Here is a 25,385-nt window from a genome sequence, read left to right as displayed (position 1 = left end):
TTTCAAAAAAAATAGTCGGAAAACTTACGTAGCAAAGGTGTGTCCAATTTATCTCGAAATAGGTAACATAGGATGGCGACCAGTACATAAAAAAGGCCAACGATCAAAAATCCCTGATAATTACTGCCCAGGACCAATCCAAAGGCATAGGAGGCTGCAAAGGATAGCATGAGCAGCGCCACCAGCGTTGCGGCTCCTACCAATAAGGCTTTGGCGGCTGCAGTGACCGACCCCATGAGCACCTTGAAAACCTTGAGTTTAAAATACTCTTCACTGTGTTCGAGATAGGACCTCACATCGGCATCTGCCTCCGTGAGGTCTCTTTTTAGTTCATCATAAGCCATGGGCCGCTATTTCTGAAGTTGGGCGTTTTTCTTTTTTAATTCCTCCAATTTGCGTTCCAAGGTAGCGATGATGTCATCGGCCTTATAGCTCATGTGGCTGAGGGTTTCTTCCAGTTTGTGATCGAACTCTTCTTTCTTATCCTTTATGGTCTTGCTCAGTTCCTCTTTCGCATGCGTGACCTTATCGGTGAGGTCGTTCTTGGCATCGACTGCTTTGGTTCTAATTTTTTCCCTGGTCTCCGAACCCTTGTCCGGTGCAAATAATACACCGAACGCGGCTCCTAACGCCGCCCCTGTTAACAAGGCAAAAACTACATTTCCACTATCGTTTGTCATGATGATGATTTTAAGTTAACGAATCTTTAATACTCTGTATCAAATGTAAATCAAAGACGATCGAATTGAAATGATTTATATCATACGGTTCCAGGTGTAAGGGCCCGGTCGATATTGGGATGAAGTATTTTTTAGGTTAGAGCCGTCAGGTAGAGTATGCAGGATGGATTTGAACTACAATATCGTTTTGAACTTTTTGTACGCCCGGCGCCTTGTAAGCGGCTTTTTCCGCCAACTCCCTTTCCTTTAAGGAATGTACCCTGCCTTTGAGTTGCACAGTGCGTCCGTCTACTTGCACCCTGATACCCTTTTCCTCCAGATTGGCCGAACGTTCCAGCGCTCTTTTTATTTCATTTTCAACATCGCTCGGCTCTGCCGTAGGGATAATTTCAATCGTATTGATTACTCCCCTTACCCCACGGAGGTTTTCCACCGTACGTTGGGCGGCTTTTTTTTGATACTCCCATGGCACGTTTCCTGTAAGATAGATATAGCCATCCTCTACCAATACCATTACTTTTTCCTTGGGTACCGAGGCGTTCCATTCCAACGCGCTGACTGCCGCCTTTGCGATTTCATTATCGGTCTTCGAATAATCTTCACCGTGTACAATCTCGATATCTTCGGCTACGGCTTTCACACCGGCCACACACTTTACCGCTTCATGGGCCGCGACTTTTTTACTGTGTTCATCTACCGTTCCGCTCAGGGTTACGATACCGTCTTCGACTGTGACGCCGATATGGGATTCATCAACACCCGGTAACCAAGCTAATTCGTCCAGGATATGTCTTCTGATTTCTGCATCTGTTTTCATTGCGTTCAAGTATTCTTAAAGATAGTTACATGGGAGTGAAATGCACGCCAAACAATGATAGGGGATTGACCAAATTCATATAAGGTTCGGGTATCATAGTCGGAGGAGGTAATCGGAGTCTTTGGTAACCCTACATATACTTGGTCAAAAATTGAAAGAACTCTTTTTTTAAATCGGCATAAATCTGGCGCTGCGTCTCCATTTGATCCCTGAATTCCATATGTTTTTTTACGAGCGCTATATCCATCGCTTCCCGCCCCATCTTGCTATGGCCCTCAATGCTTGTTTCGTGCTCTTCGATGGTTTCCAGTAAATCGTCGATGATTCCACCATGTAATATGAACTCGTTCTGGAAATGCTCCAGTTGTTTCAATACCTCCTGTTTGGTCCAACGGGTTACCAATTCACTTAATCTGTTATTGAAAGACCTGAGTTCGTCTTTCCAAAAAGCGAGTTCGGATTTCCAATGAATATGTTCAAAATGTAGGTTTGAATCGTATATGATCTCTTTTTCCATGGCCTGTGTATTTGTTTGTATGTCGTATGAATATGATATTCAAAATTATTTGATACAGAGCGGTTTGAAAATGATGTAGGTCATTTCGAAAACAAACCTGCTCCATTTATTTTGTAGTATCAAACCCTCGAAAATGGAATATAGAGCTTGTTACCGGTCGTTATTGTTATTTTTTGTTTATGTGCTGTTTTTACTCTTGGCAAGCTGTGGTCCGGTGGTGCTTACCACCAGGGTGGCCGATCCCCCTCCTCCTTGGTTTTATCCCAACAGACTCGAACTGGTACGCTATGTCTATTTTCCCGAGTTCAGTTTTTACTACGACTTGTCGTCACGCACGTACGTTTATCTAGATGCCGGGGTCTGGGTACGTAGAAAGGTATTGCCGACACGGTATCGCAATATCGACTTGAGAAGGTCGCGCTATGAGCGCATTCGAAATTACAACGATGACAATATTCGACGCTACCATGAAGAGCACAATGCGAATAGAGGTCGTAGCAATCGTGGTGTACGCCGGAGCAATGATTGAAATATGTATCCTTTTAAATCATAACAATCATGAAGAGAATAATGTTTATGGTGTTGATTTTGCTTTTTGCCGGTTGTAAAGGGCAAGAAGAAAGCGAATTGGAAAAGGCCGAGGTAAAAAAGGACTCCACCGAAATACCCGAGGGGCAATGGGAGGTGAAAAAAGAGTATGACGAATTCGGGAACCTGATTCGGTACGATTCGATTTATTCCTATTCCTATTCAAACCCTAATGGGGAATCGCTCAAGATAAATTTGGACAGTATCATGGATTCTTTTCGAAGTTATTTCGATCAGGAGGCACCGCTTTCGCGGAACGGTTTTTTTCCTTCTTTTCCAAGAAAGGATTCCCTGTTCATGAAGGATTTTTTCGAGGAAGACTATTTCTTCAAAAATTGGGAACGGCATCATTCCGATATGGAAGGCATCATCAAACAAATGGACTCGTTGAGAAACGCATTTTTGAAGAAATACCATCCTGGACTAATGGAGTCGCAGGAGGAAGGGCAACGGTGAATCCGATTATTAACACAAGACGGGTTTAAAAGCCTTTACCTAGCTTCCCGCAAAGTGCAAATGTTTGCTGTGCGATTTCCAGCTCCTCGTTAGTCGGCACCACGAGGATTTTTACCCTGGATGAAGCAGTGTTTATTTCCCGAATGCCACTTGATCCCGATTCATTTTTGAAGTCGTCCAGTTCAATACCGAAATACGTCATTTCCTGGCAGACCATTTTTCTCAGGATGCTCGAATTCTCACCAATTCCCGCAGTGAAAAGTATGGCATGGAGTCCATTCATTGCGGCGGTATAGGCACCGATATACTTCTTAATTCGGTAGGCACTCATTTCCAGGGCCAGTGAACAATCGGCATTTCCCTTTTTAGCCTCTGCCTGTATGTCTCTCAGGTCGTTGTATCCGGTGAGCCCCAACAAACCACTTTTTTTTAGTAGCATTTCCTTTACCGCGTGCTGCCCATAGCCCAGCTGCTCTGTCAGATGAAAAACAATCGAATGATCGATATCCCCACTTCTGGAGCCCATGATCAATCCGTTGGAAGGTGCAAAACCCATACTGTGGTCAACGCTTTTTCCATTCTTGATCGCCGTCATGCTACAGCCATTCCCTAGATGAATGGATATCATTTTGGGGTTGTCTTGATTTAGATATTCCAGGGCCCGTTCGGAGACATATTTGTGACTGGTACCGTGAAAGCCGTAAGCCTGTATGCCATGTTCGGTAAATAAGGCTGTTGGAATCGCATATTTTTTCGCCTTTTTAGGCATCGTCTGATGAAAAGCGGTATCGAAAACCGCAACCTGACTGGCCTTTGGAAAGATCTCCTCGGCCAGTATGATGCCCTCTAGGTTTGCAGGGTTGTGCAGCGGGGCAAGGGTTGAAAAGGCGCTGATTTTTTCCTTAACTTCCTTATTGATCAAGGTCGTTTCTGAAAAGCGGTTGCCACCATGCACTACTCGGTGACCTACGGCATGGATTTCATCCGCCATTTTTATGACCCCCTTATGGGTATCGCGCAACATGTCCGCGATTTCCTCTAGCCCTCGTTTATGAGTGTGTATTTTCCGTTCTTCTTCGACAAAAACGTCTTTGGCCTTATACTTAAAAATAGCTTCATCACTGCCGATACGTTCAATAGCTCCAGCACATATCACCCGTTTTGAAGGCATATCGAACAACTGGTATTTTATCGAGGAGCTCCCGCTATTGATGATGAGAATGTTCATAGTTTTAATTCCTTAGATTCCCTCGGCCTGTATCGCGGTAATTATGACCGTGTTGAAAATATCGTCCACGGTACACCCCCGGCTCAGGTCGTTTACCGGTTTTTTAAGTCCCTGCAGCATGGGTCCAATGGCTAGGGCACCTGTTTCCCGTTGTACCGCTTTATAGGTGTTGTTACCCGTATTTAAATCGGGAAAAATAAATACGGTCGCCTGCCCGGCCACTTCGGAGTCGGGCAACTTGCTTTTACCGACCTTACTATCGACGGCGGCATCATATTGAATGGGTCCCTCTACTTTTAAGTCCGGTCTTTTCTGTTTGACTATTTCGGTTGCCAGGCGTACGCGGTCTACATCCTCGCCCACTCCGGACGCACCGGAAGAGTACGACAACATGGCGATACGGGGCTCGATGCCAAAAGCGGCACTGGTGGCTGCAGAGGATATCGCGATTTCCGATAATTGCTCTGCAGTAGGATTCGGATTGATGGCACAATCACCGAAAACCGTTACCCTATCAGGGAGACACATAAAAAAGATGGAGGATACAATGGAGACCTCGGGACGCGTCTTAATAAATTGGAGCGCAGGTCGTATGGTGTGTTGGGTGGTATGTACGGCACCGGACACCATTCCATCGGCATGTCCCTTGTACACCATCATGGTTCCAAAATAGGAAACATCTTCCATGAGGTCCATGGCCATGGCGAGGTTTACATTTTTATGTTTTCGCAATTCAAACAAGGTGGTTGCATAGTCTATAAAATGGGGAGATTTCTTGGGGTCAACGATATCGATACTACTTGTTTTAAGGTCGATGTCCAACTCGGCAATCTTGGCTTGAATCTGCTCTTGATCGCCCAGCAAGGTAATGCTCACCGCTTCCGAATCAATTAATTTTTTTGTAGCTATAAGGATTCGTTCGTCCATTCCCTCTGGTAAAACGATATGTTTTTTTGCAGATCTGGCTCGTTTGAGCAAATTGTACTGAAACATTCGGGGCGTAATCCCTTTTGCTTCGAAGGTAATGAGCCGTTCCGCGAGGTCATTGACGGGTATGTACTTCTCGAAATCCTGTATCGATGTCGTAATCTTTTGGATATTTTCCGCATAAATACGGGGCCGTATGGCACCGATTCGATTGGTGACGGAAAAAGTTCCCCCTTTCACCAATAAAATGGGAACAATATCCGAAAGCCCCTCGATCAGTTTGATAATCGGCTCCTCGGGTACCAATCCGCCGGTAAGGATCATGCCCGATACGTTGGGATAATTTGCCGATAGGTTGGCCTGTAAGGCACCTAGAATAATGTCTGCTCGGTCACCTGGGGTAATAACCAGACTATCTTTTTTGAGATGGGTAAGGTAATTGCGTAGCTGCATAGCGCCCACACTAAATCTGCCAGCCTGATTGTTCAGGAACGATTCCCCGAACAATACCTCGGCCCCTAGCTTGTCTGCAATCTCTTTGACCGATGGATTCGCGAGCATGGGATTCAAGGGAATACATCCTACCAATACATTATTGGGAAGTGTTTTCCGAAGTTCGGAAACCACCAATTCCTGATTCTCGGGCTGCACTTTGTTGGCCACCGTCAATAGCACTTCAACCCCTTGTTCCTTGAAGGAATCATAGGCCATATAGAGGTTTCCGAGCAATTCTTCGAGGGTTTTTCCCGTGCCAGCCGTAATAATCACAGCTGGGATACCTAGGTTTTTGGCGACCAGTACATTGATATCCCATTCGATGATAGCTCCCTCACCGGAGAAATCGGTTCCCTCGACCAATACAAAGTCGAACCGCTCTTCAATAGCTTTGTACTTTTGGATGATGTAACTCAGAATTTCATCGTCCTTATCCTCGTTCTTTTTTTGCACCACCTTACTACGGGTGTAGGCATAGGCATCTGCAAATTCCATATCCAGCTCAAAATGGGTCAATATTGTGCGGATGTGATTGTCGGTTTCCCCATTATTAAAATCGTCGATGATTGGTCTGAAATAGCCGACTTTGGCCGTTTTTCCCAATAAGAGTTGCATGAGTCCCAATGAAACGATCGATTTGCCGCTATTGGGCTCGGTAGTGGCAATGTAAATGGCTTTGCTCATTGATAAAAGCTACTTGTTTTAAAAGGGCCGAAGTTAAGCAAAGATTTTATGAATGGGAATGCCGGCTAGGTTAAGTAAAAGATAAAAATAGGAGCTTCCTATCGCTAAAACGATTGTTATTGGGGTTATTGTTCCGCTACAAAAAAAAACAGGAAGCCGAAGCTTCCTGTTTCCCATGAGAGATTAAGTTCATCAATACTTTCAATCCATCCTTTAAACCACTTTATTGCTAAAATGGACTAGAGGTCGATCGGAGCAAAGATTTCGTCGATCCCCCACTATGATCAATACCCCCTTGCAGGGATACGGACCAATATCATTAATTTGCTAAAGAACCGCTTTACTGCTAATGATGGGGCTAATTTACGAGGCTTTTGTACGAGATAAAATGACCTAAGTCAGTTTTACCATTATTTTAAAACTTTAACATTAGACCTGATCCAGTCAAACAAGGGTTGCACTTGTTCTTTTTCGCAAAGCTGTGTCCCTGTACGCATGGTGGCAGCACTACCGCAAGCAACGCCAAATTGTGCCATTTCACGAAGCGTTTTACCTTCCATCAAGCTTAAAACCATGCCTGCGACCATGCTATCGCCGGCGCCAATAAGACTTTTTTGCGGTACGATGGGTGCAGGAATATACTCTATTTGTGTTTTGGTCGCCAATAAAGCGCCCTGGGAACCCAAGGAAACGACCATTATTTCACAGGGATGGGTTTTCATAAAACTTTGGACCAATACTTCTAGTTCAGAGAATACAATCGAAGATTTTCCTAGCAAACTGGCCAGCTCGGAAATATTGGGTTTGAAAAGAAAAATAGTCGCTTTAATGGCATGTCTCAGTGCTTCCCCTTTGGTGTCGAGCACTAATTTGGCATTTTTGTTCTTCACAATTGTGGCCACCTTTACAAAAAAATCAGGGGGAATACCCGGTGGTAGTTTTCCACTGGCGACCAGATAATCTCCTTGACTAAGGCTTTTTTCGACTAGTAATAAGGCTTTTTTCCATTCTTTTTCATGTACCCACGGACCTGGAGGACTAAAACGGTATTGTAATTGGGTCGATTGGTCCATTACCGAAAGATTTTGACGGGTCTCCCCTTTTAAAGGTACTGTTTGCTGTACGATGTCCGATTCGTTCATTAATTCTCTGAGGCGTATGCCTGTAGCCCCGCCAGCCAAATAAATGGCGGTGGAGGCACCTCCTAGGTTACGAATGGCCCTCGAGACATTGATACCACCCCCTCCTGGAAAGTAGATAGGTGCTGTACAGCGCAACTTCGAATGGGGAATGAGTCTTGGGACAGTGGTATTCTTATCTACCACCGGGTTTACGGTGAGGGTGATGATATTATTCATTCCAGGATGCTTTGTGCGGTCTTTTTTCCCAAAGCCTTGGCGCTTTCAAGGGCAGCTTCTATGTTCGATTTCTCGGTGCTGGTATCTTCGTTTGGCCGCATCAACCAATAAACTTCCGAAGAAAGGAGCTCTGCTTCTTTTCGTTGGATGATTTCCTCCAGTAGCGATTGCGATCTTTTGGTGGAGCCGCTTCCCAATGTGATGGCAACTACCTTGCTTTTATCCAGCGAAGGATGGTTTTCAATAAAATTGCTCGTCGGCCAGTCCGGTGCCCAATTATACGTATTGGCACAGAAAACATGAAGTTCATGGGTTTCGTGGGATAGTTTCTCGGCCGCCGCTACGGTGGCAATGGTGACATACCAGCCCGCTTCGGTAAGTCCTTCGGCAAATGCGGTACAGACCTGTTCGTCTAAATTGTAGAACACATCCGGGTTGTAAACGATCAACGCTTTTTGGGAACTTGATTCATTACCGAAGCTCGCCATCCGTTCCGGTCCTTTGCGCTGTGCAACGAATGTTAGCACTATCCAAAGAAATACCAATGCCCCGACAATGATGGTAAGTATCAGTTTTCCTTTTTTTCGTGTCATGTGAAAGTTCTTTAGTTGCTGCCGATCAAGGTTCCCGATTCAATTGCTTTTCGCTCCGCCTTATTGATATTATTGATCCCTTTTAGCAGCGCATCCGGATTGAAAGAGATACTGTTGATGCCCTCCTTTACCAAAAAATCGGCAAATTCGGGAAAGTCGCTTGGAGCCTGTCCGCACAGACCGATTTTTACAGACTTTTCACGTGCCGTTTGAATGGCCAGCGCAATCATTTTTCTTGCGGCTTCCTCATTTTCATCGAATAATTGCCCCATGATTTCAGAATCGCGATCAATACCCAAAGTGAGTTGGGTCAAATCGTTGGAACCGATCGAGAATCCGTCAAAGATTTCTGCAAATTGTTCGCCCAGAATTACATTGCTGGGTATCTCTATCATGGTGTATACTTCGAGGGTGTTGACTCCTTGTTTTAATCCGTTTGCTTCCATGATGCGCAGTACTTGTTTACCTTCTTGAACGGTTCTACAAAAAGGAACCATCACTTTTAGATTGGTGAGTCCCATGGTATCGCGTACTTTTTTGATTGCGGCGCACTCCAATGCAAATCCATCCTTATAAAGTTCGCTATAGTATCTAGAAGCCCCCCTAAAACCGAGCATCGGATTTTCCTCTTTGGGTTCAAAAGGGGTTCCTCCTATCAAATTGGCGTATTCGTTGGTTTTGAAATCACTTAAACGTACAATTACCTCTTTTGGGTAAAAAGCCGCTGCGATCGTTGCGATGCCCTGCGAGAGTGTATCCACAAAATAGGCGGATCTGTCAACATAATTCTTGGTGAGTTTTTCAATTTCTTTTTTGTCTTCGGAATCCGTGACTTCATCAAACTTGATCAACGCCATGGGATGCACTTTCACCATATGCGTGATAATGAACTCCATTCGCAATAGACCTACGCCATTATTAGGATAGAAAGAAAGTGAAAAGGCATTTTCGGGATCGGCCAAAATAAACTTGGCTTCGGTCTTGGGCATTCGTATATTGGAAAAGTCGATTTCCTCTTCCTCAAAGGCGAGTGCTCCTTGATAGATGTATCCTGTTTTCCCCTGTGCACAGGAAAGCGTTACGGTCTTGCCATTTTCAATGGTTGCTGTGGCATTCCCACACCCCACGATTGCCGGCACCCCTAATTCCCGTGCTACGATTGCTGCATGACTGGTTCTGCCCCCTTTATTTGTAATAATTCCGCCCACTCTTTTAAGCAAGGGGTCCCAATCCGGTGTGATGGTATCGGTAACGATAATCGTGTCAGGTTTTAGATCAATGGCCTCTCTAGGTGATTGTAATAATAGGGCATGGCCAACTTTTATTTTTGAACCCACTGCATTTCCTTGGGCCAACACCTTGCCTTTTTCCTTTAACCGGTATTCAATATGAATGTTCTTATTTTTGGTATGATGTACGGTTTCCGGGCGGGCTTGGGTAATGAACAGTTCATTCGTAACACCATCTTTCGCCCATTCGATATCCATGGGTTTTTTGTAATGGTCCTCTATCAGTAAGGCCCATTTCGCCAAGGTAACGATCTCTTCGTCCGATAACACATACTGTTGCTGTCGTTCAGGTGGCGTATCGACATTTAGTGTCGTGGCTGCTACCTCGTTGGAAGCATACACCATGGTCAATTCCTTATCACCCAACTTTTTTTGTATGATGGGGTAGGTGCCTTTCCTTAGTCCTGGTTTGAACACATAGAATTCATCCGGATTTACAATTCCTTGGACAATGTTCTCCCCAAGGCCCCAAACCCCGGATAAGAGTATGGCATTATCGAAGCCAGATTCAGGTTCTATGGTAAAACCAACGCCTGAACATCCTTTATCGGAACGTACCATTAACTGAATCCCTACCGACAAGGCTATTTCGGAATGTTCAAAGCCCTTGTCTTCCCGGTACTTGATGGCACGATTCGTGTAGAGGGAGGCAAAACACTTTTTAACGGCCACTAGGAGTGCTTCCTCCCCTTGAATGTTTAAAAAAGTGTCGTGTTGCCCGGCAAAACTGGCATCGGGTAGGTCTTCGGCAGTCGCACTACTACGTACGGCGACGGCTTTGTATTCTTGACCACATAATTCTCTGTAGGCATGGATGATAGCTGTGGAAAAGGTAGCTGAAAAGGGATGCTTGAGAATGAGATTTCTTGCTCTTTCACCTATAACCGATAGATTCGAAAACTGTTTTCTATCCAATTCGGTCAAGATTTTTTTTAAGGCTTCCCGTATGTCATGCTCTTCGAGGAAATGCCAAAAGGCACTGGAAGTGGTGGCGAAACCATTCGGGATGCGTACTCCTTTTTGGGTCAGTTGATTGTACATTTCGCCCAAGGAGGCATTTTTACCCCCTACGGAGGCTATATCCGAGATACCGATGGTACCAAAGGTTTTAATTTGTTTTTTCATGTCCTTTACATTAGGTATTGCCGACTATCGAAACTAGTACGATCAATGGTTATTCCAAATGATTTCGGTCATAGGGTTTGGAATGTGGTCAATAAGAGGAATCGATTATCTCAAGGTAGAAAAATTCGGAAGTCAGCTGGTAATCGGCAATTGAAAATGACTAGGAAACCCTTTGCTTACCGGTGATTTCTGAAATTCTTATACGAAATACGATGGGTGTGCCTTGGGATTCCAGTTTGCTCGAGAATTCGCTGATAAACTTTGGGGATGCATTTTCCCTTGTCTTGATGACCGCTTTTACCGCTTCCGAAAACTCATGAAGCAAGTATTTGGCATCGGTTCCACTGATTTCCTCGAATTCGCCCCTCACCAATACGGAGCGCCACTCATTCCCGGAAACGATATCGTCTACTTGAAAAGAGACGGAACTATTGTTTCGCATGGCCATAATTTTACCGCCTTCGGAGGAATAGGAAATAATGCTATTTTGATCGGGATGATAATAAAAGGTCATTGGCAGGATATCGGGACTACCTTGTGAAATATAACCGATCCGACCGATATAATTTTTACTGAGGACACTTTTACACTCCTTGAGCTCCATATCTTTTATCATAACCATGGTTTTAGGGATTGTGGATAAGACTGCCTCAATATTTGAGCAACCCTATTACTATCAAATCTAAGGGCTTTCGACTTCAATACAAATGATTTTGATCAGTGCCGTATGGTACCGGGAACTTAGCTACGGGGCTTTAACATTTGACTGACCTAGGTCATTGTAGTACCGCCAAAACCAGAATAAATTAGCAATATGAACCGAACTTGGTTTATGCAAACGCTTGATTATTAATTAAATAAAAGAATCATGAAAAAAGTATTGTTAGGTTTACTGGCGATTGGACTAACCACCCAGGCATTCTCGCAAATCGTTAAAACGGAAGAGCTTTCAGAGGTTACCGTTTATGCAACAAATTACAAGTATTTGAATGACGTAAATACGGGGGAGGTCGCTTCCTTGCCTGTTCAAATGCTGGAACGTAAAGTAGCGTCTTTTGATGTGAAAGATTCCGACTATTACCAAGATGATTGGGATCTCTATCGTATTAACTTTTACATCCCACAAGGAAAGATTCTAGCGGCCTATGATAGAGATGGCAAGCTCGTTCGTACTGCCGAGCGTTTCGAGAATATTAATTTACCTGATGCGGTAAAAAAATCGGTATTGGAGCGATTCCCAGGGTGGACTATTACCAAGGATGTTTATTTGGTAAACTATCACGATAAAAAAGGTGTATCCAAAAAATATAAGTTGAAATTGGAGAATGGTGATAAGGTCGTTCGGGTGAAGTTGGATGAACAGGGTAATTTTATGTAATTGAATCTGAAATCACTTCGCACAAAATTCCTAAGAAGTTAGGTGTTTTGGACTAAGGACGAAAAGTGTTGGTTAGCTTTTATTCCCGGGCTGGGCGTAGCGCAAGCTGCTCGAAAGCCCGGGATTTTTTTTGGTTTTGTTTGATTTTATTTCGGTAGTACTAAGCTTTCATTTTTGTTCTGGATCTTCCGAATCGATGTCTTCTTGCTGTACACAGAATATTTTTGGTTATGGGAAGTCATGCTTTGAAGGGGGGGGGCAAAATTCTATTCCCATTGAAACCAAGGGGAAGTACTCTTACTCCTCGAAAGTTCCATGTCGTCACCTTGGGCCAAGGAGTATCTTGGCCCATTTCCAGACTGTATTTTAGCGTTCAAACTGAATCTAGCAGGATCTTTTAGGTACCTAGTTTTAGCAACGCTCTTTTTTGCAATAGGGTATAGGCGAGCGACCCATAACCAATGGCTATTAATATCATGGATAACAGGGCACCTAAAAATGGGATAAAGGTTACTAAACGTAAAGTTGCCGCTAATCCCAGCGCCAGTAATACAATCGTCCAAAAGCTCCAGGAACCATCTGATTTTTTATTAAGATAATGACTGGCCAACAAGGCGGTCACTAGATGACCGAACAATAAGCTGAACAAATAGAACCCTGCCAAAAACAAGCCTAACGGAATACCAATAACGATTATAAAGGCGATTAGTATAAGCACGGGAACACCAAATAGGTACACCAGACCGTAACCGAAGCTTTTTAGGGGCACGTTCTCAAGGTATTCGACGGCCGAATAGAAAAAGTCCCCGAACGCCCAGTTGAGGAGTAGAAGCACCAAAAGTGCCGAGAGCAAATAGAAAATCCAAAATCCGATAGCGGCGATTCCGAAGCCTTTACCGTTGAATTCATCCCGTTCACCCTTGAGCTCCTCCGAAAAGGAGGCCGTTGCGCCTCTTAAGGAGTTTTTGAAGTCCACGTCCGAATCGGCTGACCAATATGTGACATTATCACGGAATACTGCCTCGTTCCCGATGCGGATTTGCTCGGCCGCGATTTTGGATTCCCCAAATATTTCGCCGTTGATCGTTATTTCTTCCCCGTAGAGCTGTGCTCCTTTGCCAACAGTGCCGTTCATTTCCAATTCACCCGAATACGACCTGACCGATCCCTTTACCGCACCGTTCATCACGATATCGCCCGAAAAATTGATGAGGTTTCCGTGAACGACGGCATTTTCGGTAAGTAATACTTTCCCCCCGGCAATGATGACATCATCACCGATTTCGGAATCGATGGTGAGTGTTCCGCCAGCGGTTCGTATATCGTCGCCTACATACCCTTTGACCAAAATCTCGCCACCCGCCATTATGAGGTCCTGTTCTACCGTATCCCTCACGGTAAGAATACCACCGGCGATTACCACGTCCCCTGCTACCGTAGCATCGATGTTAACCGTGTCTCCGGCGCGATAAAGGTCATCGTACTGTTTTTCGGAGATGGTCTTTTGTTTTGAACTTTCGTATTGGGCAACGGCAGCCAGGGGAAACAACAATCCAAGGAAAAGTATCAACGTTTTCATGATTAGATGTATTTATTGTTAGTAACGTCCAAAACAATTAAAAATCAATAAGTTAGGCAATGATGTAGGTCAGCAAAGACCTTTACTTCCTTTTTAAATCAACCATCATGACTTTCCTCATATCGAAAGGTGCCGGCAAACCCTAACTTGCGATCAAAACAATACCGTCTCGTTATGAGGGCTGCCCACTTAGTCAAATACGGACCTTCGGCTACAGCCTTTGAAATAAGGGATATCGAGAAGCCCAAACCCGCTCCTGACCAGGTACTCATTCAAGTGGAGGCCTTTGGTCTCAATTTTGCGGATGTGATGGCGCGCTTAGGGCTATACAAGGGTGCCCCTCCGATTCCGACCGTGCTTGGTTATGATGTGGTCGGTAGGATTGCGGTCTGTGGGGAAAACGTAGAACATCTACAAGAAGGCGATAGGGTAACGGCCTTGACCCGTTTTGGAGGCTATGCGGAATACGCCGTGGCCGAAAAGGAAGTGGTGTATAAGATTCCCGAAAACCTTCCGCCAGGGGTCGCTGTCGCCTTGGCTACCCAATATAGCACTGCCTACTTTTTAAGTCATCATATGGCGAATCTTCAAGAGAATGACAAAGTGCTGATTCATGCCGCCGCAGGGGGGGTAGGCACTGCATTGACACAAATGGCACTCCACAAAAAATGCATCGTTTTTGGCACCTGTAGTTCGCCGGAGAAAATCGCATACCTCCGTACAAATGGGGTGCAATATCCCCTCAATTACAAACAGAACGACTTTGGGGAGGCCGTACGAAAAATTATTGGTAAAAGCGGATTGGATGTCATTTTTGATCCTATGGGAGGTAAATCGGTCAAAAAGGGATATCGATTACTCGGGGCAGGGGGCAGAATTGTATCCTATGGGGTCTCTTCGATGAACAAAACCAACTCTATTTTTGGAAAGCTACGGGTCTTGGCCCAGTTTGGTGTCTATCACCCCGTGCAGTTCTTAAGTCAATCCAAAGGAATGATAGGGGTAAATATGCTGAAATTGGCCGAAGAACATCCAGAAAAAGTGGCCGGAGCGATGAAAAGCGTCATTCATTTGACCGAACAAGGTATTCTTGAACCACATGTCGGAGGGGAATACCCGATAACTGAATTGGCACAAGCACATAGCTTTTTGGAGTCCCGAAAGTCTATGGGAAAAATAGTTGTTGGCTGGTGACCCAAATTTTAAGGAATTATGTCAGATTATCTGAAAGATAAAGTGGTCTTGATAAGCGGCTCCAGTATGGGTATTGGTAAAGCCATCGCAACCGACCTTGCATCGAAGGGAGCAAAGGTTGTCTTGAATGGTAGGGACCTCGATAAATTAGAACGTACTGAAGCGGAACTAAAGGAAAAAGGATATGAGGTTACCGCCTTTGCCGCAGATATCAGATATCTGGAGGAGTGCAGCTACCTTATTGAGAAGGCTGTTGATTATTATGGACAACTCGATATATTGGTCAATAATGCCGCTGTCAGCAGCAGGGGTTCGGTAGCGAAGATGGCGGAAACCAATTTCGATATCCTGATACGGACCAACTTCATTGGATCGGCCTATTTGAGTAAATATGCCATTCCTTATTTAAGGAAAACCAAGGGACATCTCATTTTTATCAATAGTGCGGGCGGATTTAGGGGGATGCCTTATAACTCCGCTTATTCAGCCTCCAAAATGGCACAGGCTGCCCTTGCCGATGCCCTGCGTATAGAACTTTGTGATGATAACATACATGTCGGGACTGCATTTGTGGGTTTCACCGAAAATGATCCGAAGAAGGCCATTTTGGATGTAGACGGGACGTGGATTTATTTGCCTAGAAGAACCAATATTCGGTTGGCAAAGCCCGAGTCGGTTGCCAAAAGCATTCGATCGATGATCATCAAAAGGAAAAATATAGTGACACTTACCGCATTAGGGCGTTTTACCAGTTTTGCTACCCGATACCTTCCTCGGTTCAGTGGTTGGCTCCTTCAGGGCAATAGGGAAAAAATAAGAAAACAGTTTACAATGATAGGCGGTAAAAAGGTCGTAAACGATAAAAGATTCAAAATTGCGGCAGAGAGGAATCGCTCCGTGGTCAACGCCTAATCATTTTGCCTCGTCCAAACCAACACCCGTCATGGGTTAAAGCGCTCCCACACTAAAACTCAACAAGGGAACGGTGGTCTCCGATACGGTCTGCATAACCTTATCACGATGGATAAGTTTACCAAAAATGCCTTTTTTTTCCCTTTCCAACATGGCCAGCATATCGGCCTTTTCCGTTTTAAGAAACGTTTGTAGTTCAAATAATAAATCTTCCGAAGACCGGAGGTGGAATTCAATTTTTGGATAGGAAACTTTTCTTTTGAGTATTTCCTTGAACCATTCCATTTGTTCCTTTGCCTGCCCTTGCTTCCCGGAGACGATATGGAGCAATTTGATGGTCGCTTGAAAGGGTTCGGCGATTTTCACAAGTCGGTGAATGGCAAATATATCGCTGTTTTCGAAATCACTGGCATAGATAATATTTTCAATTTGGGCTACTTCGGACGTTTCCGGTACTGCAAGCACGGCACTTGGGGCCTTACGTATCAATGCTTTCGTAGTACTTCCCAATAGAAATTCCTTTAGTTTACTTGCGCCTTTAGTACCTACCACGACCATGGTTACGTCCAATTTTACAATATTTTCAAGAATACTATCGGTTGCCGAGACATTTTCATCCACCACAATATTTAAATCGGCATTTTCCCATTCATCGCCCAAATGGTCTAAACAAAAGGCCTTCAATTTGTCACGGTGTTCTACAAACAACCGGGTTTCTTTTTTCACATAGGTCATCGAAACGGTACTAGCGAGTGAAAGCGGGGGGTCGAATACGTGCATTACGATTAACTTGCATCCCATTCTTGTTGCCAATTTATGGGCCAACTTAAGGGCGGCTATGGAGTTTTTGGAATAGTCCGTTGCATACAGGATGTTCTTCATTATCCAAGATGTTTAGAATTGCTTTTGTGAAACTACTTTGGTAAATCCGAATTTAAAATGATATGAATCATTAACAGGTTCTTCTTATATGACTTTAGTCATTTTAATTGGGTGTAGGCTCCCCTACATTTAAGGTTGTAACGTAAAACCCCTTAATCATGGCTACAAAAAGTAAAAACACTGAAGAAGATTTCTTGAAAGACGGTCCATGGGACGAGCTATATGTTATTACCCAACATTGGAAATCCGACCTGGAATTCTACAAGGATGATCTGCGATTTCTACACCATCTAATCGATAAATATTTGATATGGATTACGAAGAAGGAAAATTTGGATCTTGTTGGAAAAACAAAATCGAACTTGTTCGAGTTGAAGGTGAAAAGCAAGGATTTGCTGGAAAAACTCCATAAGCATATGATACAGTTGGGTTATTTGGTCGAGGACTCGAACCGGTCGGATGCGGGAGTTATTAAAACGGAACATGAGCATTTGGAAGAAGAAATAGCCAATTTCGTTAAGCTATTCAGGACCAATCGAAAGGAGGTGTTTAATATCACCGAATACATTATCGATAGTGAGGAACTTACCAGTGTGATGGAAACTTAAACAGGGGAATGATGGAAAATCTGGGAACGGTTCTTTCCGAAATTACGCGGTTGACCTATACGATTGAATCCGATTATCCGGAACTGTATCGATTTTTGGACGAAACCCCCATGACCATTCCATCGGACGCCCATCCTACCATCGACCTGCATACCTTGAAAGACTACTTGGAGGGCTTACAACAAATGCTAAAGCACTATTTGGAAACCCATTCATTGTCTTAGGGTATGAAAAGATTGAAAAAAATACTGTCGGTACTCGTGGTCATGATGGTTGTTTTTTTTGTTTTCCTGTTCTGGTACCAACAACGGTATTCGATGGATCGGGTAACCGCGTACGAAGTGAACACCCCTGCTCTTGAGAACAGCCTGTTGATCGCTACCCAGGGCAGCGACTTTAAAAACGCCCTCACCCAGGAGCTTGTAAATTATTACAAAACCCGCGCAACCTACATTAAGGTCATCGATGTGCACGAATTGACTGAAATCGATATGGATGCGTTCAACGCCATCGTAATCATGCATACTTGGGAGAATTGGAAGCCACCTGAGCCTGTGGCGGCCTTTATCGAAGAGAACAAGGAACAAAGGAATCGTATGGTTGTGGTGGCTACTTCGGGCGAAGGTTCTTATAAAATCGAGGGTGTGGATGCCTTGACCGGTGAATCGATCATTGAAAATGTTCCTCAATATGTTAACAAGATTACCGATCGTCTAGCGCTCCTATTCGATCAAAACCCTTGACCATGTTTACACTAAAAGACTTTAATATCGCAGACTGGTTCTCGTTCTATCGGATTCTAGCGGTACCCCTTCTTTTGGCGTTGGTATGGTTTGGGGAACGCGAATGGTTCACATGGTTTTTACTGATCAGTTATAGCACGGATGCGGTAGATGGCTTTCTGGCTCGAAAATTGAAAATTTCCAGTGCACGAGGTTCCCAATTAGACTCCATAGGCGATCAGCTAACCCTTATTATGGGACTAATCGGCCTATGGTTATTTGAAAACGAGTTTATTAGGGAAAACCTTCTTTTAATTGCGGTTGCCTTTGTTCCCTATCTCATTCAAATGGTGCTTGCCTTTCGAAAGTATGGTAAAGCGACCGCCTTTCACACCTACCTGGCCAAAACTTCGGCGGTGGTGCAAAGTGTATTTATCCTATGGTTGTTGTTCTTTGGCCCGGTCTACTGGCTATTTTATGGTATGATTATCATCGGGGTATTGGAAACGATCGAAGAAATTACCCTTATTTATATGTATGATATTTGGGTAAAGGATGTCAAGGGAATTTACTGGGCCTTAAGGGATGAAAGAAGAATACAAATCAAAAATGAACCATGATACCATACGGGCATGGCTTCTAAAAGGCGATGTAGCCATACAATATCAGGTACATCGCGACCTGTTGTCCTCGGAAAGACCCAATCTGCAAGATAGAATTGCCCAAGAAGGTTGGGGTGCGCGATTATTGTCTGAAAGAAAGGAAAACGGACATTGGGGAAGGGAGTTCTACTACCCTAAATGGACTTCGTCCCATTACACGCTTTTAGACCTTCGAAATCTTTGTTTTCCTACCGATAATAGATTGATTAAGGAATCTATCGATATGATACTGAATACGTGCCTAGCGGAGGATGGTGGAATTCGACTCCTTCAAGCCCAAAAAAGCGATGTCTGTGTAAACGGAATGTTCCTGAATTATGCCAGCTACTTTAAAGCGGATGGAGCTCAATTGGAATCGGTCATCGATTGCCTCTTGAAGGAACAGATGCCCGATGGAGGGTTTAACTGCCGTTCGAACCGTTCCGGCTGCGTGCACAGCTCACTTCACAGCACGCTTTCGGTGGCCGAAGGGATGACAGAGTACCTCCAAAACAGGTATTCGTATCGAAAAAAAGAAGTAGCACTGGCCCTGACCGCTTCACAGGAATTCATGCTACTACATCGCTTGTATCTCTCGGATAGAACAGGTAAAATAATCAACAAGGATTTTCTGCGGTTGTCCTATCCAAGACGCTGGAGGTACGATATCCTCAGTGCATTGGATTACTTTCGGCATGCCGGGGTAGCCTGGGATGATCGTATGCGGCCCGCTCTTGATGTTTTGTTACGGAAGAGAAACAAGGAAGGTACCTGGAACGTGCAGGCGAAACATCCCGGACAGACCTATTTTGATATGGAAAAGGCGGGTAAACCCAGTCGATGGAATACGTTGAGGGCCTTAAGGGTACTTCGGCATTTTGAAATTTCATGAAATTTGGTAAAAGTATCAACTCTGTATACCATGAGAATAGTATTCGCTGTTATTCTGGCCATTCACGGACTCATTCATCTAATGGGTTTCGTGAAAGCGTTTCAATTGAAAGAAATAAGTGCGTTGACCCAGAGCATTTCAAAACCGATCGGAATGCTCTGGTTGTTTGCCACCGTGTTGTTTTTGACGACCCTTGTATTTTTTCTTCTCAAGAAAGACTACTGGGCCATTCTGTGCCTGGTGGCCGCGTTACTTTCCCAGCTATTGATTATCATGGTTTGGAAGGATGCCCGTTTTGGCACCCTGGCCAATTTACTCATTCTGTTAGTGGCTATTCCCGGTTTTGGAACCTATCGATTTCATCGGATGGTGCGAGCCGAAACCATGGAATTGTTGCAAGACATTGAGTCACGGGACGCACGTATTGTAAGGGAAAACGATTTGAATGATTTACCCCCGATTGTGCAACGGTGGTTGCGTCATACCGGTGTTGTTGGGAAAACGTGGGCCCGATCGGTACGGTTAAAGCAAAGGGGTAGCGTGCGAAACAAACCAGACGGTGCATGGATGCCTTTTACAGCAACACAATATGTTGACATGGAGCGAACATCGTTCATATGGTCGACGGAGGTTCGGGCCATGCCCATGGTAAAAACGCTGGGAAGGGACAAACTGCGGAATGGCAAAGGTGACATGCTGATCAAATTGGCATCCGTGATACCGGTCGTACATGAAGGGAACAATGACAAAATCAATACCGGCGCGGCACTTCGGTACTTGGCGGAAATATGTTGGTTTCCATCGGCTGCCCTCCATAAAAATATCAGCTGGCAAGCGTTGGATGCCTCTTCTGCAAAGGCAAGTTTGTCTATAGGGGGGTACGAAGTTTCAGGAGTATTTCAGTTTACTTCGGAAGGAGCGATGATTTCCTTTGAGGCACCGCGTTATTATGGAGGAGGGGAGGATGCCTCTTTGGAAACCTGGCGTATTGAAGCAGTGGCCTTTAACGAATTTGAAGGCATTAAAATTCCCTATAAATGCGCGGTCATTTGGAAATTGAAGGAGGGAGATTTTGAGTGGTTACGACCAGAGATTACCGACTTGGAATATAATCTTACGAAACCTTTTTAAACAGTCTCTTAAATAAGATTCAGATTCGCCGTAGTTTCCGTAGATATAATAGTGCGGTCAGTGTTCCCATAATCCCCAGAATAAACCAGCATATCATAAGGAATACATCCAAACTCAATTTTTTGATGTACAGGGCCAAGGACATGCCCATTAAGGCGAAACCAATGGTGGCGGCTTTAGTGAGCATAATTCCCGCAAGCAGATATCCGTAGCGCCTTCTTCTCCATAGACCGAAGACTGCCAAGAGCATCAGGGGCACCACTAACGATAGGTCCAAAGAATAAACAATCAAGAGCGGCTCCCCATCCGGGGTATCGGAACGGTGTCCTTCAACGGTCAAATGGGAGATAATATCCGATAACCAAAGAAAGCCCAACATCAGGGAAATCAAGAGCAGAAAACCGATGGCCGCTCCTTTTGCGAATTTATGGTAGCAGACCAGCCCAAAATCTTCTTGGAAAAGCTTTGCTACTATTCCAAAGAAGCCCATAATGGATAGACCGAATATGGGCAGGTGAAAAAAGTATAGGAAGGTAAGGGAAGTAACGAACATGAAAAATGCGTACGTATATACAAAGTAAAACAGGATGCCCCCAAGAACCATCCGCCATTTCCATCGCTGTTCCAGAAAGGCTTGTCGCGAGGAGACGAACAGCAGGGGCACTATGATGGACAGGGTAACGATATCCTGCCCCAGTAGTTGGGCATTGGCCCATTCACCATCCTGATAGATACTGTTGTCGTAGATACTGATAATGCAGGAGCTGGCGGCGAGGAATACGATGGCATAGCTTATTTGTAGTAAGGTCTTGTCGGTCATCTTATGCTATTGGTTCCTTGATTCCTTTACCCGTTGTTTTTCCTGCCTTTTGAAATACCTTCGGGTCAAAAAATTATGTTTTAGGGCTTCCATATTTTCATTGAAACGTTCAGTACCTTGTTCAATATTTCGCATGGTATTTTCCAATTGCCCCACCAACAGAGAGTCCTTCGTTAGATAAGGGAGAGCACCATCCCCTTCCTTTAATTCTTTGACCACGCTGTTCAAATCCAAGACCATTTTTTCAATTTCGGTACTGGAAGTCTCCAAATTGCCAATGATGTTTCGCATTTTTCCTCCTGAGACCGTATCACTCAGCAGTACCCCGGCCGCACTCTCCTCAAAATCAATACTGGCAATGATTTCGTTCAATTCGGAGATCGCGGTGTTCGCTTGGTTGCTGGTATATTTCAAATTGCTGATGGTTTGTTGTAGTTCCGACGCCATGAGCGTATCGTTGAGCAACCTACCCAAGGTACCCTCTCCCCGAATCAACGATTGGGTCACCTTTAAGAGGTCGGAGGTAAGCAAGGCCGCATTTTCGTTGGTCACGTTCAGCGTACTAAGCATGTCCTGGGTCGCTACCTTACTATAAGATTGAAGCTCATCACCAGGTTGGATCACTGGGGCGTTTCCACTTCCCGGAACAATGTTGACCAGCATACTCCCCACCAGACCATCGGAACCGATCATGGCAACCGCATCTTTTTTAATGTGCGGCTTCATTTTTTCCTCGATGATCATGTGCACCCTAATAGCCGTATCATTGACCATTTCAATTTTGTTTACGGTTCCCACGCTGATTCCCGAGAATCGAACGTTGTTCCCGTTTTGTAGTCCGTTCGCATTTTTAAAAACAGCGGTGACCGGAAAGGTCCTGCCGAACATATTTTGCCGATTGCCGATTAGATAGGAGGCTACTAGCAATAGCACGGTACCCAAAACGACAAAAATTCCCAATTTTAAGTTTTCCAATGTTGTCTTTGCCATGGTCTTATTTTTTAAAGAAAGCGTCTACTTTTGGATCGGTCGATTTCGATAGTACGTCATAGGTGCCTTCGGCATAGTTGATACCGTCTACCAATAGGATCATTCGCTCCGATATCACCCGGGCACAATCTACATCATGGGTAATGATCAAGGAAGAAGTGCCATATTTCTTTTGAATGGAGCGCATCAATTCAATAATTTCCTTGGCGGTAATGGGATCAAGACCGCTGGTAGGCTCATCGTACAGAATGATTTTAGGCTTTAAGATCAAGGTACGTGCGAGGGCTACCCTTCGTTTCATCCCTCCTGAAAGTTCGGCAGGCATCAGGTCGATGGCATGGGCAAGGCCTACATTTTCAAGGGCTTCCAGTACCAAGGGTGTGGTATCATCGATCACTCCCAACTTCTCTTTGTGCCTTCGCATGGGAAATTCCAAGTTTTCACGTACCGTCATCGAATCGTACAATGCACTGCCCTGAAAAAGAAATCCGATATCCGATCGGAGTATGTCGAGCGTTTCATGATCGAGGGTGGCAATTTCTTTCCCCATGACTTCAATATAGCCGCTATCGGGCGCCATGAGTCCGACCAAGCATTTAATCATGACAGACTTTCCCGAACCCGATTTGCCCATGACCACTAAATTCTCTCCCTCATAAAGCACCATATTAAAACCATTGAGCACATGATTGTCCCCAAAACTTTTGTACACATCGCGAATGCGTATCACGGCATTTCTTTCATTACCTGTGCCAGGTGTTGCGGTATGGGCGGTATCGATTACTTCTTCCTTATTCATGATTTTAAAGTTCATAAAAGATGTCAGATACAAAAACGGCAATAAAGTCTACGACAAACAGGAGTAATGAGGCCATTACGACTGCGGTATTCGCGGCGTAGCCCACACCAGCAGTTCCCTTTTTACTATAATACCCTTTGTAGCAACCTACCAGACCGATCACAAATCCGAAAAAGAACGATTTAACGGTGGCAGGCACCAGATCACCATAGGCCAAGGCGTCGAAAACGGTATTGAAATAAAGTTGAAAAGAGACATCCCCCTTAAGATTTTCGACCAATGCGGAACCGTATAGCGCAACCAGATCGCCAAAGACCACCAATAACGGCAGCATTAAGGTCGTGGCTAAAATTCGGGTCACCACCAAATACTTAAAAGGATTGGTACCGGACACTTCCATGGCATCTATTTGTTCGGTAACTCTCATAGACCCTAACTCCGCTCCGATACCGGAGGCGATTCGCCCCGCACAAATGAGGGCGGTAATGACCGGGCCGATTTCCCTAACGATGGAAATCCCAACCATATTGGGCATCCATGAAACCGCGCCAAATTGAATCAAGGTGGGTCTGGATTGAAGGGTAAGAACCAGCCCAATGATAAAACCGGTAATACCCACCAGCATGAGCGAGCGGTTGCCCATTTGATAGCACTGCCGCAATAATTCCCTAAACTCGAAAGGAGGCCTCAATACCTCTTTGAAAAAACGACCGGCAAAATAGGAGAGGTCACCGATTTGGATAAAAAATAGTTTTATCCGGTCGGCCATTTGTTGCTGTAAACCGATAACTGTTGCTTTCTCCGGCATACTCAAATATAGTGCGACCTCTTAGGCTTTGAAATGACCAATATCATAGTCTGCACTATGACCATGGTCATTTTTGGCCTTAGGCCAACTAACTAATTTTAGCGGTAAACCGAGTTTGTAAGCAGATTCAAAACCTGTTTTCGGTTGAACATCTATTTTGAATAACCGTACCCTATGAAGAACAACATTCAGCGAAATAACAACGGATTGCATCCGCGCTCCGAACGTGCTTTTTTGAAGGGGCCTCGAAACCGATTTAGGGAATTATGGTTCACTTTTAAGGTGCAGTATAATTTTATCCGGGCCTTTCGGAAACTGCATTTTGTGGGTCCCTGCGTGACGGTTTTTGGCTCTGCGCGATTTGATGCCTCCAATCCCTATTACAAACTGGCCGAGGAAGTCGGCAAAGCATTGTCGGAGCTTGGTTTTTCGGTGATGACCGGAGGTGGTCCCGGCATCATGGAGGCGGCCAACAAAGGGGCGTATGTGAACAACGGATATTCCATAGGATGTAATATCATCTTACCGCAGGAACAGGAGGCCAATCCCTATTTGCACAAATGGATCGATATTCCATACTTTTTCGTTCGCAAGTTTTTGCTTTTGAAGTATTCTTACGCGTTTGTTGTAATGCCCGGCGGTATCGGCACGCTGGATGAGTTGTTCGAGGCATTGACCTTGATACAGACCAAAATGATTCTTCATTTCCCGGTCGTACTCTTTGGAAAAAAATACCATAAAGAGCTGTACGAGCATATTCAAATCATGGCGGAACACGAAAGCATCGACGAGGAGGATATGAAGTTACTTTTTTTAACCGATTCGGTCGATGACATGGTCGAACATCTGAAAGAACATGCCGTTAAAAAATTCGGACTCGTAAAGAAACCCATAAAAACTCACTGGTGGCTCGGCGAGGCTAGGCCTTAAACACTATGATAGATGTCATTTTTCGAATCGTATCCGATACCTACCTTTATACTTCAAAAAAAATCAATATGCATACAACCATTGAAATACAGAATCTGAAATGTGGAGGTTGTGCAGCCACCATTTTAGGCAAATTGAATTCTTTGGAACAGGTAGAAAACGTCTCGGTCGATACAGATTCCAGTACGGTTTCCTTTGGCTATCAAAGGAAAGAAGACTTTCATGCGGTAAAAGATGTACTTGCTAAGCTGGGCTATCCTTTGGCAAATGAAAAAAATGGCCTGGGAAGAATGGCTAAATCGTATGTAAGCTGCGCTATGGGGCGAATAGGGGGCTAAATCG

Annotated in this window: 29 protein-coding genes; 13 read left to right on the top strand and 16 right to left on the bottom strand. The window is 44.5% G+C overall.

Features of this window, described 5'->3' with window-relative positions; all coding sequences use genetic code 11:
- Window positions 1–2: 2 nt before the first annotated feature.
- From FK220_RS09760 to FK220_RS09745, 4 genes are all read right to left on the bottom strand, one after another.
- Window positions 3–344, bottom strand: coding sequence for a hypothetical protein (locus FK220_RS09760; RefSeq protein ID WP_152574119.1), 342 nt, complete (start codon window positions 342–344; stop codon window positions 3–5).
- 6 nt (window positions 345–350) lie between these two features.
- Window positions 351–680, bottom strand: coding sequence for a YtxH domain-containing protein (locus FK220_RS09755; RefSeq protein ID WP_152574118.1), 330 nt, complete (start codon window positions 678–680; stop codon window positions 351–353).
- Between the two features lie 145 nt (window positions 681–825).
- Window positions 826–1,497 (bottom strand): BON domain-containing protein, encoded by a 672-nt coding sequence (locus tag FK220_RS09750; protein WP_152574117.1) that lies wholly within the window; start codon window positions 1,495–1,497, stop codon window positions 826–828.
- Between the two features lie 130 nt (window positions 1,498–1,627).
- Window positions 1,628–2,014 carry a hypothetical protein gene (locus FK220_RS09745; protein ID WP_152574116.1) on the bottom strand — a complete coding sequence of 129 codons (387 nt, stop codon included), beginning with the start codon at window positions 2,012–2,014 and terminating at the stop codon, window positions 1,628–1,630.
- A 133-nt stretch (window positions 2,015–2,147) separates the two neighbouring features.
- On the opposite strand from FK220_RS09745, the gene FK220_RS09740 reads away from it, so the two are divergent.
- Window positions 2,148–2,543, top strand: coding sequence for a hypothetical protein (locus FK220_RS09740; protein WP_152574115.1), 396 nt, complete (start codon window positions 2,148–2,150; stop codon window positions 2,541–2,543).
- Window positions 2,544–2,572: 29 nt separating this feature from the next.
- The gene (locus FK220_RS09735) at window positions 2,573–3,058 is read left to right on the top strand and encodes a hypothetical protein (RefSeq protein ID WP_152574114.1); all 486 of its coding nucleotides are present in this window, start codon (window positions 2,573–2,575) and stop codon (window positions 3,056–3,058) included.
- 25 nt (window positions 3,059–3,083) lie between these two features.
- Here the strand turns inward: FK220_RS09735 and FK220_RS09730 are convergent, their stop codons facing one another.
- The 6 genes from FK220_RS09730 to FK220_RS09705 all read right to left on the bottom strand — a co-directional run bounded on the left by FK220_RS09730 (window position 3,084) and on the right by FK220_RS09705 (window position 11,373).
- On the bottom strand, window positions 3,084–4,286 hold the full coding sequence (locus FK220_RS09730) for an acetate/propionate family kinase (protein WP_152574113.1): 1,203 nt from the start codon (window positions 4,284–4,286) through the stop codon (window positions 3,084–3,086).
- Between the two features lie 12 nt (window positions 4,287–4,298).
- Window positions 4,299–6,392 carry a phosphate acetyltransferase gene (gene pta, locus FK220_RS09725; RefSeq protein ID WP_152574112.1) on the bottom strand — a complete coding sequence of 698 codons (2,094 nt, stop codon included), beginning with the start codon at window positions 6,390–6,392 and terminating at the stop codon, window positions 4,299–4,301.
- 410 nt (window positions 6,393–6,802) lie between these two features.
- Window positions 6,803–7,750 (bottom strand): 1-phosphofructokinase family hexose kinase, encoded by a 948-nt coding sequence (locus FK220_RS09720; RefSeq protein ID WP_152574111.1) that lies wholly within the window; start codon window positions 7,748–7,750, stop codon window positions 6,803–6,805.
- On the bottom strand, window positions 7,747–8,343 hold the full coding sequence (locus FK220_RS09715; RefSeq protein WP_152574110.1) for a hypothetical protein: 597 nt from the start codon (window positions 8,341–8,343) through the stop codon (window positions 7,747–7,749). The genes FK220_RS09720 and FK220_RS09715 overlap by 4 nt, the downstream gene beginning before the upstream one ends.
- An 11-nt stretch (window positions 8,344–8,354) precedes the next feature.
- Window positions 8,355–10,757 (bottom strand): phosphoenolpyruvate synthase, encoded by a 2,403-nt coding sequence (ppsA, locus tag FK220_RS09710; RefSeq protein WP_152574109.1) that lies wholly within the window; start codon window positions 10,755–10,757, stop codon window positions 8,355–8,357.
- Window positions 10,758–10,917: 160 nt separating this feature from the next.
- The gene (locus FK220_RS09705) at window positions 10,918–11,373 is read right to left on the bottom strand and encodes a pyridoxamine 5'-phosphate oxidase family protein (protein ID WP_152574108.1); all 456 of its coding nucleotides are present in this window, start codon (window positions 11,371–11,373) and stop codon (window positions 10,918–10,920) included.
- A gap of 252 nt (window positions 11,374–11,625) precedes the next feature.
- Between FK220_RS09705 and FK220_RS09700 the strand changes: the two genes are divergently transcribed.
- The gene (locus FK220_RS09700) at window positions 11,626–12,135 is read left to right on the top strand and encodes a nicotinate-nucleotide adenylyltransferase (RefSeq protein ID WP_152574107.1); all 510 of its coding nucleotides are present in this window, start codon (window positions 11,626–11,628) and stop codon (window positions 12,133–12,135) included.
- A 397-nt stretch (window positions 12,136–12,532) separates the two neighbouring features.
- Here the strand turns inward: FK220_RS09700 and FK220_RS09695 are convergent, their stop codons facing one another.
- Window positions 12,533–13,714 carry a polymer-forming cytoskeletal protein gene (locus tag FK220_RS09695; RefSeq protein WP_152574106.1) on the bottom strand — a complete coding sequence of 394 codons (1,182 nt, stop codon included), beginning with the start codon at window positions 13,712–13,714 and terminating at the stop codon, window positions 12,533–12,535.
- A gap of 174 nt (window positions 13,715–13,888) precedes the next feature.
- Here FK220_RS09695 and FK220_RS09690 point away from each other — a divergent pair, with 174 nt between their 5' ends.
- Both FK220_RS09690 and FK220_RS09685 read left to right on the top strand, forming a co-directional pair.
- A complete protein-coding gene (locus FK220_RS09690; RefSeq protein ID WP_152574105.1) occupies window positions 13,889–14,908 on the top strand; it encodes a quinone oxidoreductase family protein in 1,020 nt (339 codons plus the stop codon).
- Window positions 14,909–14,926: 18 nt separating this feature from the next.
- Window positions 14,927–15,820, top strand: a complete 894-nt coding sequence (locus FK220_RS09685; protein ID WP_152574104.1) for an SDR family NAD(P)-dependent oxidoreductase — start codon at window positions 14,927–14,929, stop codon at window positions 15,818–15,820.
- Between the two features lie 36 nt (window positions 15,821–15,856).
- Here FK220_RS09685 and FK220_RS09680 read toward each other — a convergent pair whose 3' ends face one another.
- A complete protein-coding gene (locus tag FK220_RS09680) occupies window positions 15,857–16,702 on the bottom strand; it encodes a universal stress protein (RefSeq protein ID WP_152574103.1) in 846 nt (281 codons plus the stop codon).
- Window positions 16,703–16,860: 158 nt separating this feature from the next.
- Between FK220_RS09680 and FK220_RS09675 the strand changes: the two genes are divergently transcribed.
- The 6 genes from FK220_RS09675 to FK220_RS09650 are packed head-to-tail and all read left to right on the top strand — an operon-like array spanning window position 16,861 to window position 20,696.
- Window positions 16,861–17,310, top strand: coding sequence for a hypothetical protein (locus FK220_RS09675; protein ID WP_152574102.1), 450 nt, complete (start codon window positions 16,861–16,863; stop codon window positions 17,308–17,310).
- Between the two features lie 8 nt (window positions 17,311–17,318).
- Complete coding sequence (locus FK220_RS09670) at window positions 17,319–17,534, top strand: hypothetical protein (protein ID WP_238718969.1); 216 nt, start codon at window positions 17,319–17,321, stop codon at window positions 17,532–17,534.
- Window positions 17,535–17,537: 3 nt separating this feature from the next.
- Window positions 17,538–18,053 (top strand): hypothetical protein, encoded by a 516-nt coding sequence (locus FK220_RS09665; RefSeq protein WP_152574101.1) that lies wholly within the window; start codon window positions 17,538–17,540, stop codon window positions 18,051–18,053.
- A 2-nt stretch (window positions 18,054–18,055) separates the two neighbouring features.
- A complete protein-coding gene (locus FK220_RS09660) occupies window positions 18,056–18,652 on the top strand; it encodes a CDP-alcohol phosphatidyltransferase family protein (protein WP_152574100.1) in 597 nt (198 codons plus the stop codon).
- Entirely contained in the window at window positions 18,642–19,565 is a 924-nt protein-coding gene (locus tag FK220_RS09655) for a hypothetical protein (RefSeq protein WP_152574099.1), read from the top strand. Before FK220_RS09660 ends, FK220_RS09655 begins: the two co-directional genes overlap by 11 nt.
- A gap of 30 nt (window positions 19,566–19,595) precedes the next feature.
- Window positions 19,596–20,696 (top strand): DUF6544 family protein, encoded by a 1,101-nt coding sequence (locus FK220_RS09650; RefSeq protein ID WP_152574098.1) that lies wholly within the window; start codon window positions 19,596–19,598, stop codon window positions 20,694–20,696.
- Window positions 20,697–20,715: 19 nt separating this feature from the next.
- Here the strand turns inward: FK220_RS09650 and FK220_RS09645 are convergent, their stop codons facing one another.
- From FK220_RS09645 to FK220_RS09630, 4 genes are read right to left on the bottom strand one after another with little or no spacing between them, the layout of a single operon-like run.
- Window positions 20,716–21,516, bottom strand: coding sequence for a hypothetical protein (locus FK220_RS09645; RefSeq protein ID WP_152574097.1), 801 nt, complete (start codon window positions 21,514–21,516; stop codon window positions 20,716–20,718).
- 6 nt (window positions 21,517–21,522) lie between these two features.
- Complete coding sequence (locus FK220_RS09640) at window positions 21,523–22,506, bottom strand: MlaD family protein (protein WP_152574096.1); 984 nt, start codon at window positions 22,504–22,506, stop codon at window positions 21,523–21,525.
- 4 nt (window positions 22,507–22,510) lie between these two features.
- Window positions 22,511–23,305, bottom strand: coding sequence for an ABC transporter ATP-binding protein (locus FK220_RS09635; RefSeq protein ID WP_152574095.1), 795 nt, complete (start codon window positions 23,303–23,305; stop codon window positions 22,511–22,513).
- Window positions 23,306–23,309: 4 nt separating this feature from the next.
- Window positions 23,310–24,113: an MlaE family ABC transporter permease gene (locus FK220_RS09630; RefSeq protein WP_238718968.1), complete on the bottom strand. Its 804-nt coding sequence runs from the start codon at window positions 24,111–24,113 to the stop codon at window positions 23,310–23,312.
- 174 nt (window positions 24,114–24,287) lie between these two features.
- Here FK220_RS09630 and FK220_RS09625 point away from each other — a divergent pair, with 174 nt between their 5' ends.
- Together FK220_RS09625 and FK220_RS09620 are read left to right on the top strand one after the other, a co-directional pair.
- Window positions 24,288–25,043: an LOG family protein gene (locus FK220_RS09625; protein WP_152574094.1), complete on the top strand. Its 756-nt coding sequence runs from the start codon at window positions 24,288–24,290 to the stop codon at window positions 25,041–25,043.
- A gap of 68 nt (window positions 25,044–25,111) precedes the next feature.
- Complete coding sequence (locus FK220_RS09620) at window positions 25,112–25,381, top strand: heavy-metal-associated domain-containing protein (RefSeq protein WP_152574093.1); 270 nt, start codon at window positions 25,112–25,114, stop codon at window positions 25,379–25,381.
- Window positions 25,382–25,385: the final 4 nt, after the last annotated feature.

Source organism: Pelagihabitans pacificus, from assembly GCF_009371985.2.
In the GTDB taxonomy this organism is placed as follows: Bacteria; Bacteroidota; Bacteroidia; order Flavobacteriales; family Flavobacteriaceae; genus Pelagihabitans; species Pelagihabitans pacificus.
This window is presented reverse-complemented; position numbering and strand designations above follow the sequence as displayed.

Coding starts and splice junctions, on each gene's coding strand:
- FK220_RS09760 (WP_152574119.1), bottom strand. CDS start 344: ATGGCTTATGATGAACTAAAAAGAGACCTCACGGAGGCAGATGCCGAT.
- FK220_RS09755 (WP_152574118.1), bottom strand. CDS start 680: ATGACAAACGATAGTGGAAATGTAGTTTTTGCCTTGTTAACAGGGGCG.
- FK220_RS09750 (WP_152574117.1), bottom strand. CDS start 1,497: ATGAAAACAGATGCAGAAATCAGAAGACATATCCTGGACGAATTAGCT.
- FK220_RS09745 (WP_152574116.1), bottom strand. CDS start 2,014: ATGGAAAAAGAGATCATATACGATTCAAACCTACATTTTGAACATATT.
- FK220_RS09740 (WP_152574115.1), top strand. CDS start 2,148: ATGGAATATAGAGCTTGTTACCGGTCGTTATTGTTATTTTTTGTTTAT.
- FK220_RS09735 (WP_152574114.1), top strand. CDS start 2,573: ATGAAGAGAATAATGTTTATGGTGTTGATTTTGCTTTTTGCCGGTTGT.
- FK220_RS09730 (WP_152574113.1), bottom strand. CDS start 4,286: ATGAACATTCTCATCATCAATAGCGGGAGCTCCTCGATAAAATACCAG.
- pta (WP_152574112.1), bottom strand. CDS start 6,392: ATGAGCAAAGCCATTTACATTGCCACTACCGAGCCCAATAGCGGCAAA.
- FK220_RS09720 (WP_152574111.1), bottom strand. CDS start 7,750: ATGAATAATATCATCACCCTCACCGTAAACCCGGTGGTAGATAAGAAT.
- FK220_RS09715 (WP_152574110.1), bottom strand. CDS start 8,343: ATGACACGAAAAAAAGGAAAACTGATACTTACCATCATTGTCGGGGCA.
- ppsA (WP_152574109.1), bottom strand. CDS start 10,757: ATGAAAAAACAAATTAAAACCTTTGGTACCATCGGTATCTCGGATATA.
- FK220_RS09705 (WP_152574108.1), bottom strand. CDS start 11,373: ATGATAAAAGATATGGAGCTCAAGGAGTGTAAAAGTGTCCTCAGTAAA.
- FK220_RS09700 (WP_152574107.1), top strand. CDS start 11,626: ATGAAAAAAGTATTGTTAGGTTTACTGGCGATTGGACTAACCACCCAG.
- FK220_RS09695 (WP_152574106.1), bottom strand. CDS start 13,714: ATGAAAACGTTGATACTTTTCCTTGGATTGTTGTTTCCCCTGGCTGCC.
- FK220_RS09690 (WP_152574105.1), top strand. CDS start 13,889: ATGAGGGCTGCCCACTTAGTCAAATACGGACCTTCGGCTACAGCCTTT.
- FK220_RS09685 (WP_152574104.1), top strand. CDS start 14,927: ATGTCAGATTATCTGAAAGATAAAGTGGTCTTGATAAGCGGCTCCAGT.
- FK220_RS09680 (WP_152574103.1), bottom strand. CDS start 16,702: ATGAAGAACATCCTGTATGCAACGGACTATTCCAAAAACTCCATAGCC.
- FK220_RS09675 (WP_152574102.1), top strand. CDS start 16,861: ATGGCTACAAAAAGTAAAAACACTGAAGAAGATTTCTTGAAAGACGGT.
- FK220_RS09670 (WP_238718969.1), top strand. CDS start 17,319: ATGATGGAAAATCTGGGAACGGTTCTTTCCGAAATTACGCGGTTGACC.
- FK220_RS09665 (WP_152574101.1), top strand. CDS start 17,538: ATGAAAAGATTGAAAAAAATACTGTCGGTACTCGTGGTCATGATGGTT.
- FK220_RS09660 (WP_152574100.1), top strand. CDS start 18,056: ATGTTTACACTAAAAGACTTTAATATCGCAGACTGGTTCTCGTTCTAT.
- FK220_RS09655 (WP_152574099.1), top strand. CDS start 18,642: ATGAACCATGATACCATACGGGCATGGCTTCTAAAAGGCGATGTAGCC.
- FK220_RS09650 (WP_152574098.1), top strand. CDS start 19,596: ATGAGAATAGTATTCGCTGTTATTCTGGCCATTCACGGACTCATTCAT.
- FK220_RS09645 (WP_152574097.1), bottom strand. CDS start 21,516: ATGACCGACAAGACCTTACTACAAATAAGCTATGCCATCGTATTCCTC.
- FK220_RS09640 (WP_152574096.1), bottom strand. CDS start 22,506: ATGGCAAAGACAACATTGGAAAACTTAAAATTGGGAATTTTTGTCGTT.
- FK220_RS09635 (WP_152574095.1), bottom strand. CDS start 23,305: ATGAATAAGGAAGAAGTAATCGATACCGCCCATACCGCAACACCTGGC.
- FK220_RS09630 (WP_238718968.1), bottom strand. CDS start 24,113: ATGCCGGAGAAAGCAACAGTTATCGGTTTACAGCAACAAATGGCCGAC.
- FK220_RS09625 (WP_152574094.1), top strand. CDS start 24,288: ATGAAGAACAACATTCAGCGAAATAACAACGGATTGCATCCGCGCTCC.
- FK220_RS09620 (WP_152574093.1), top strand. CDS start 25,112: ATGCATACAACCATTGAAATACAGAATCTGAAATGTGGAGGTTGTGCA.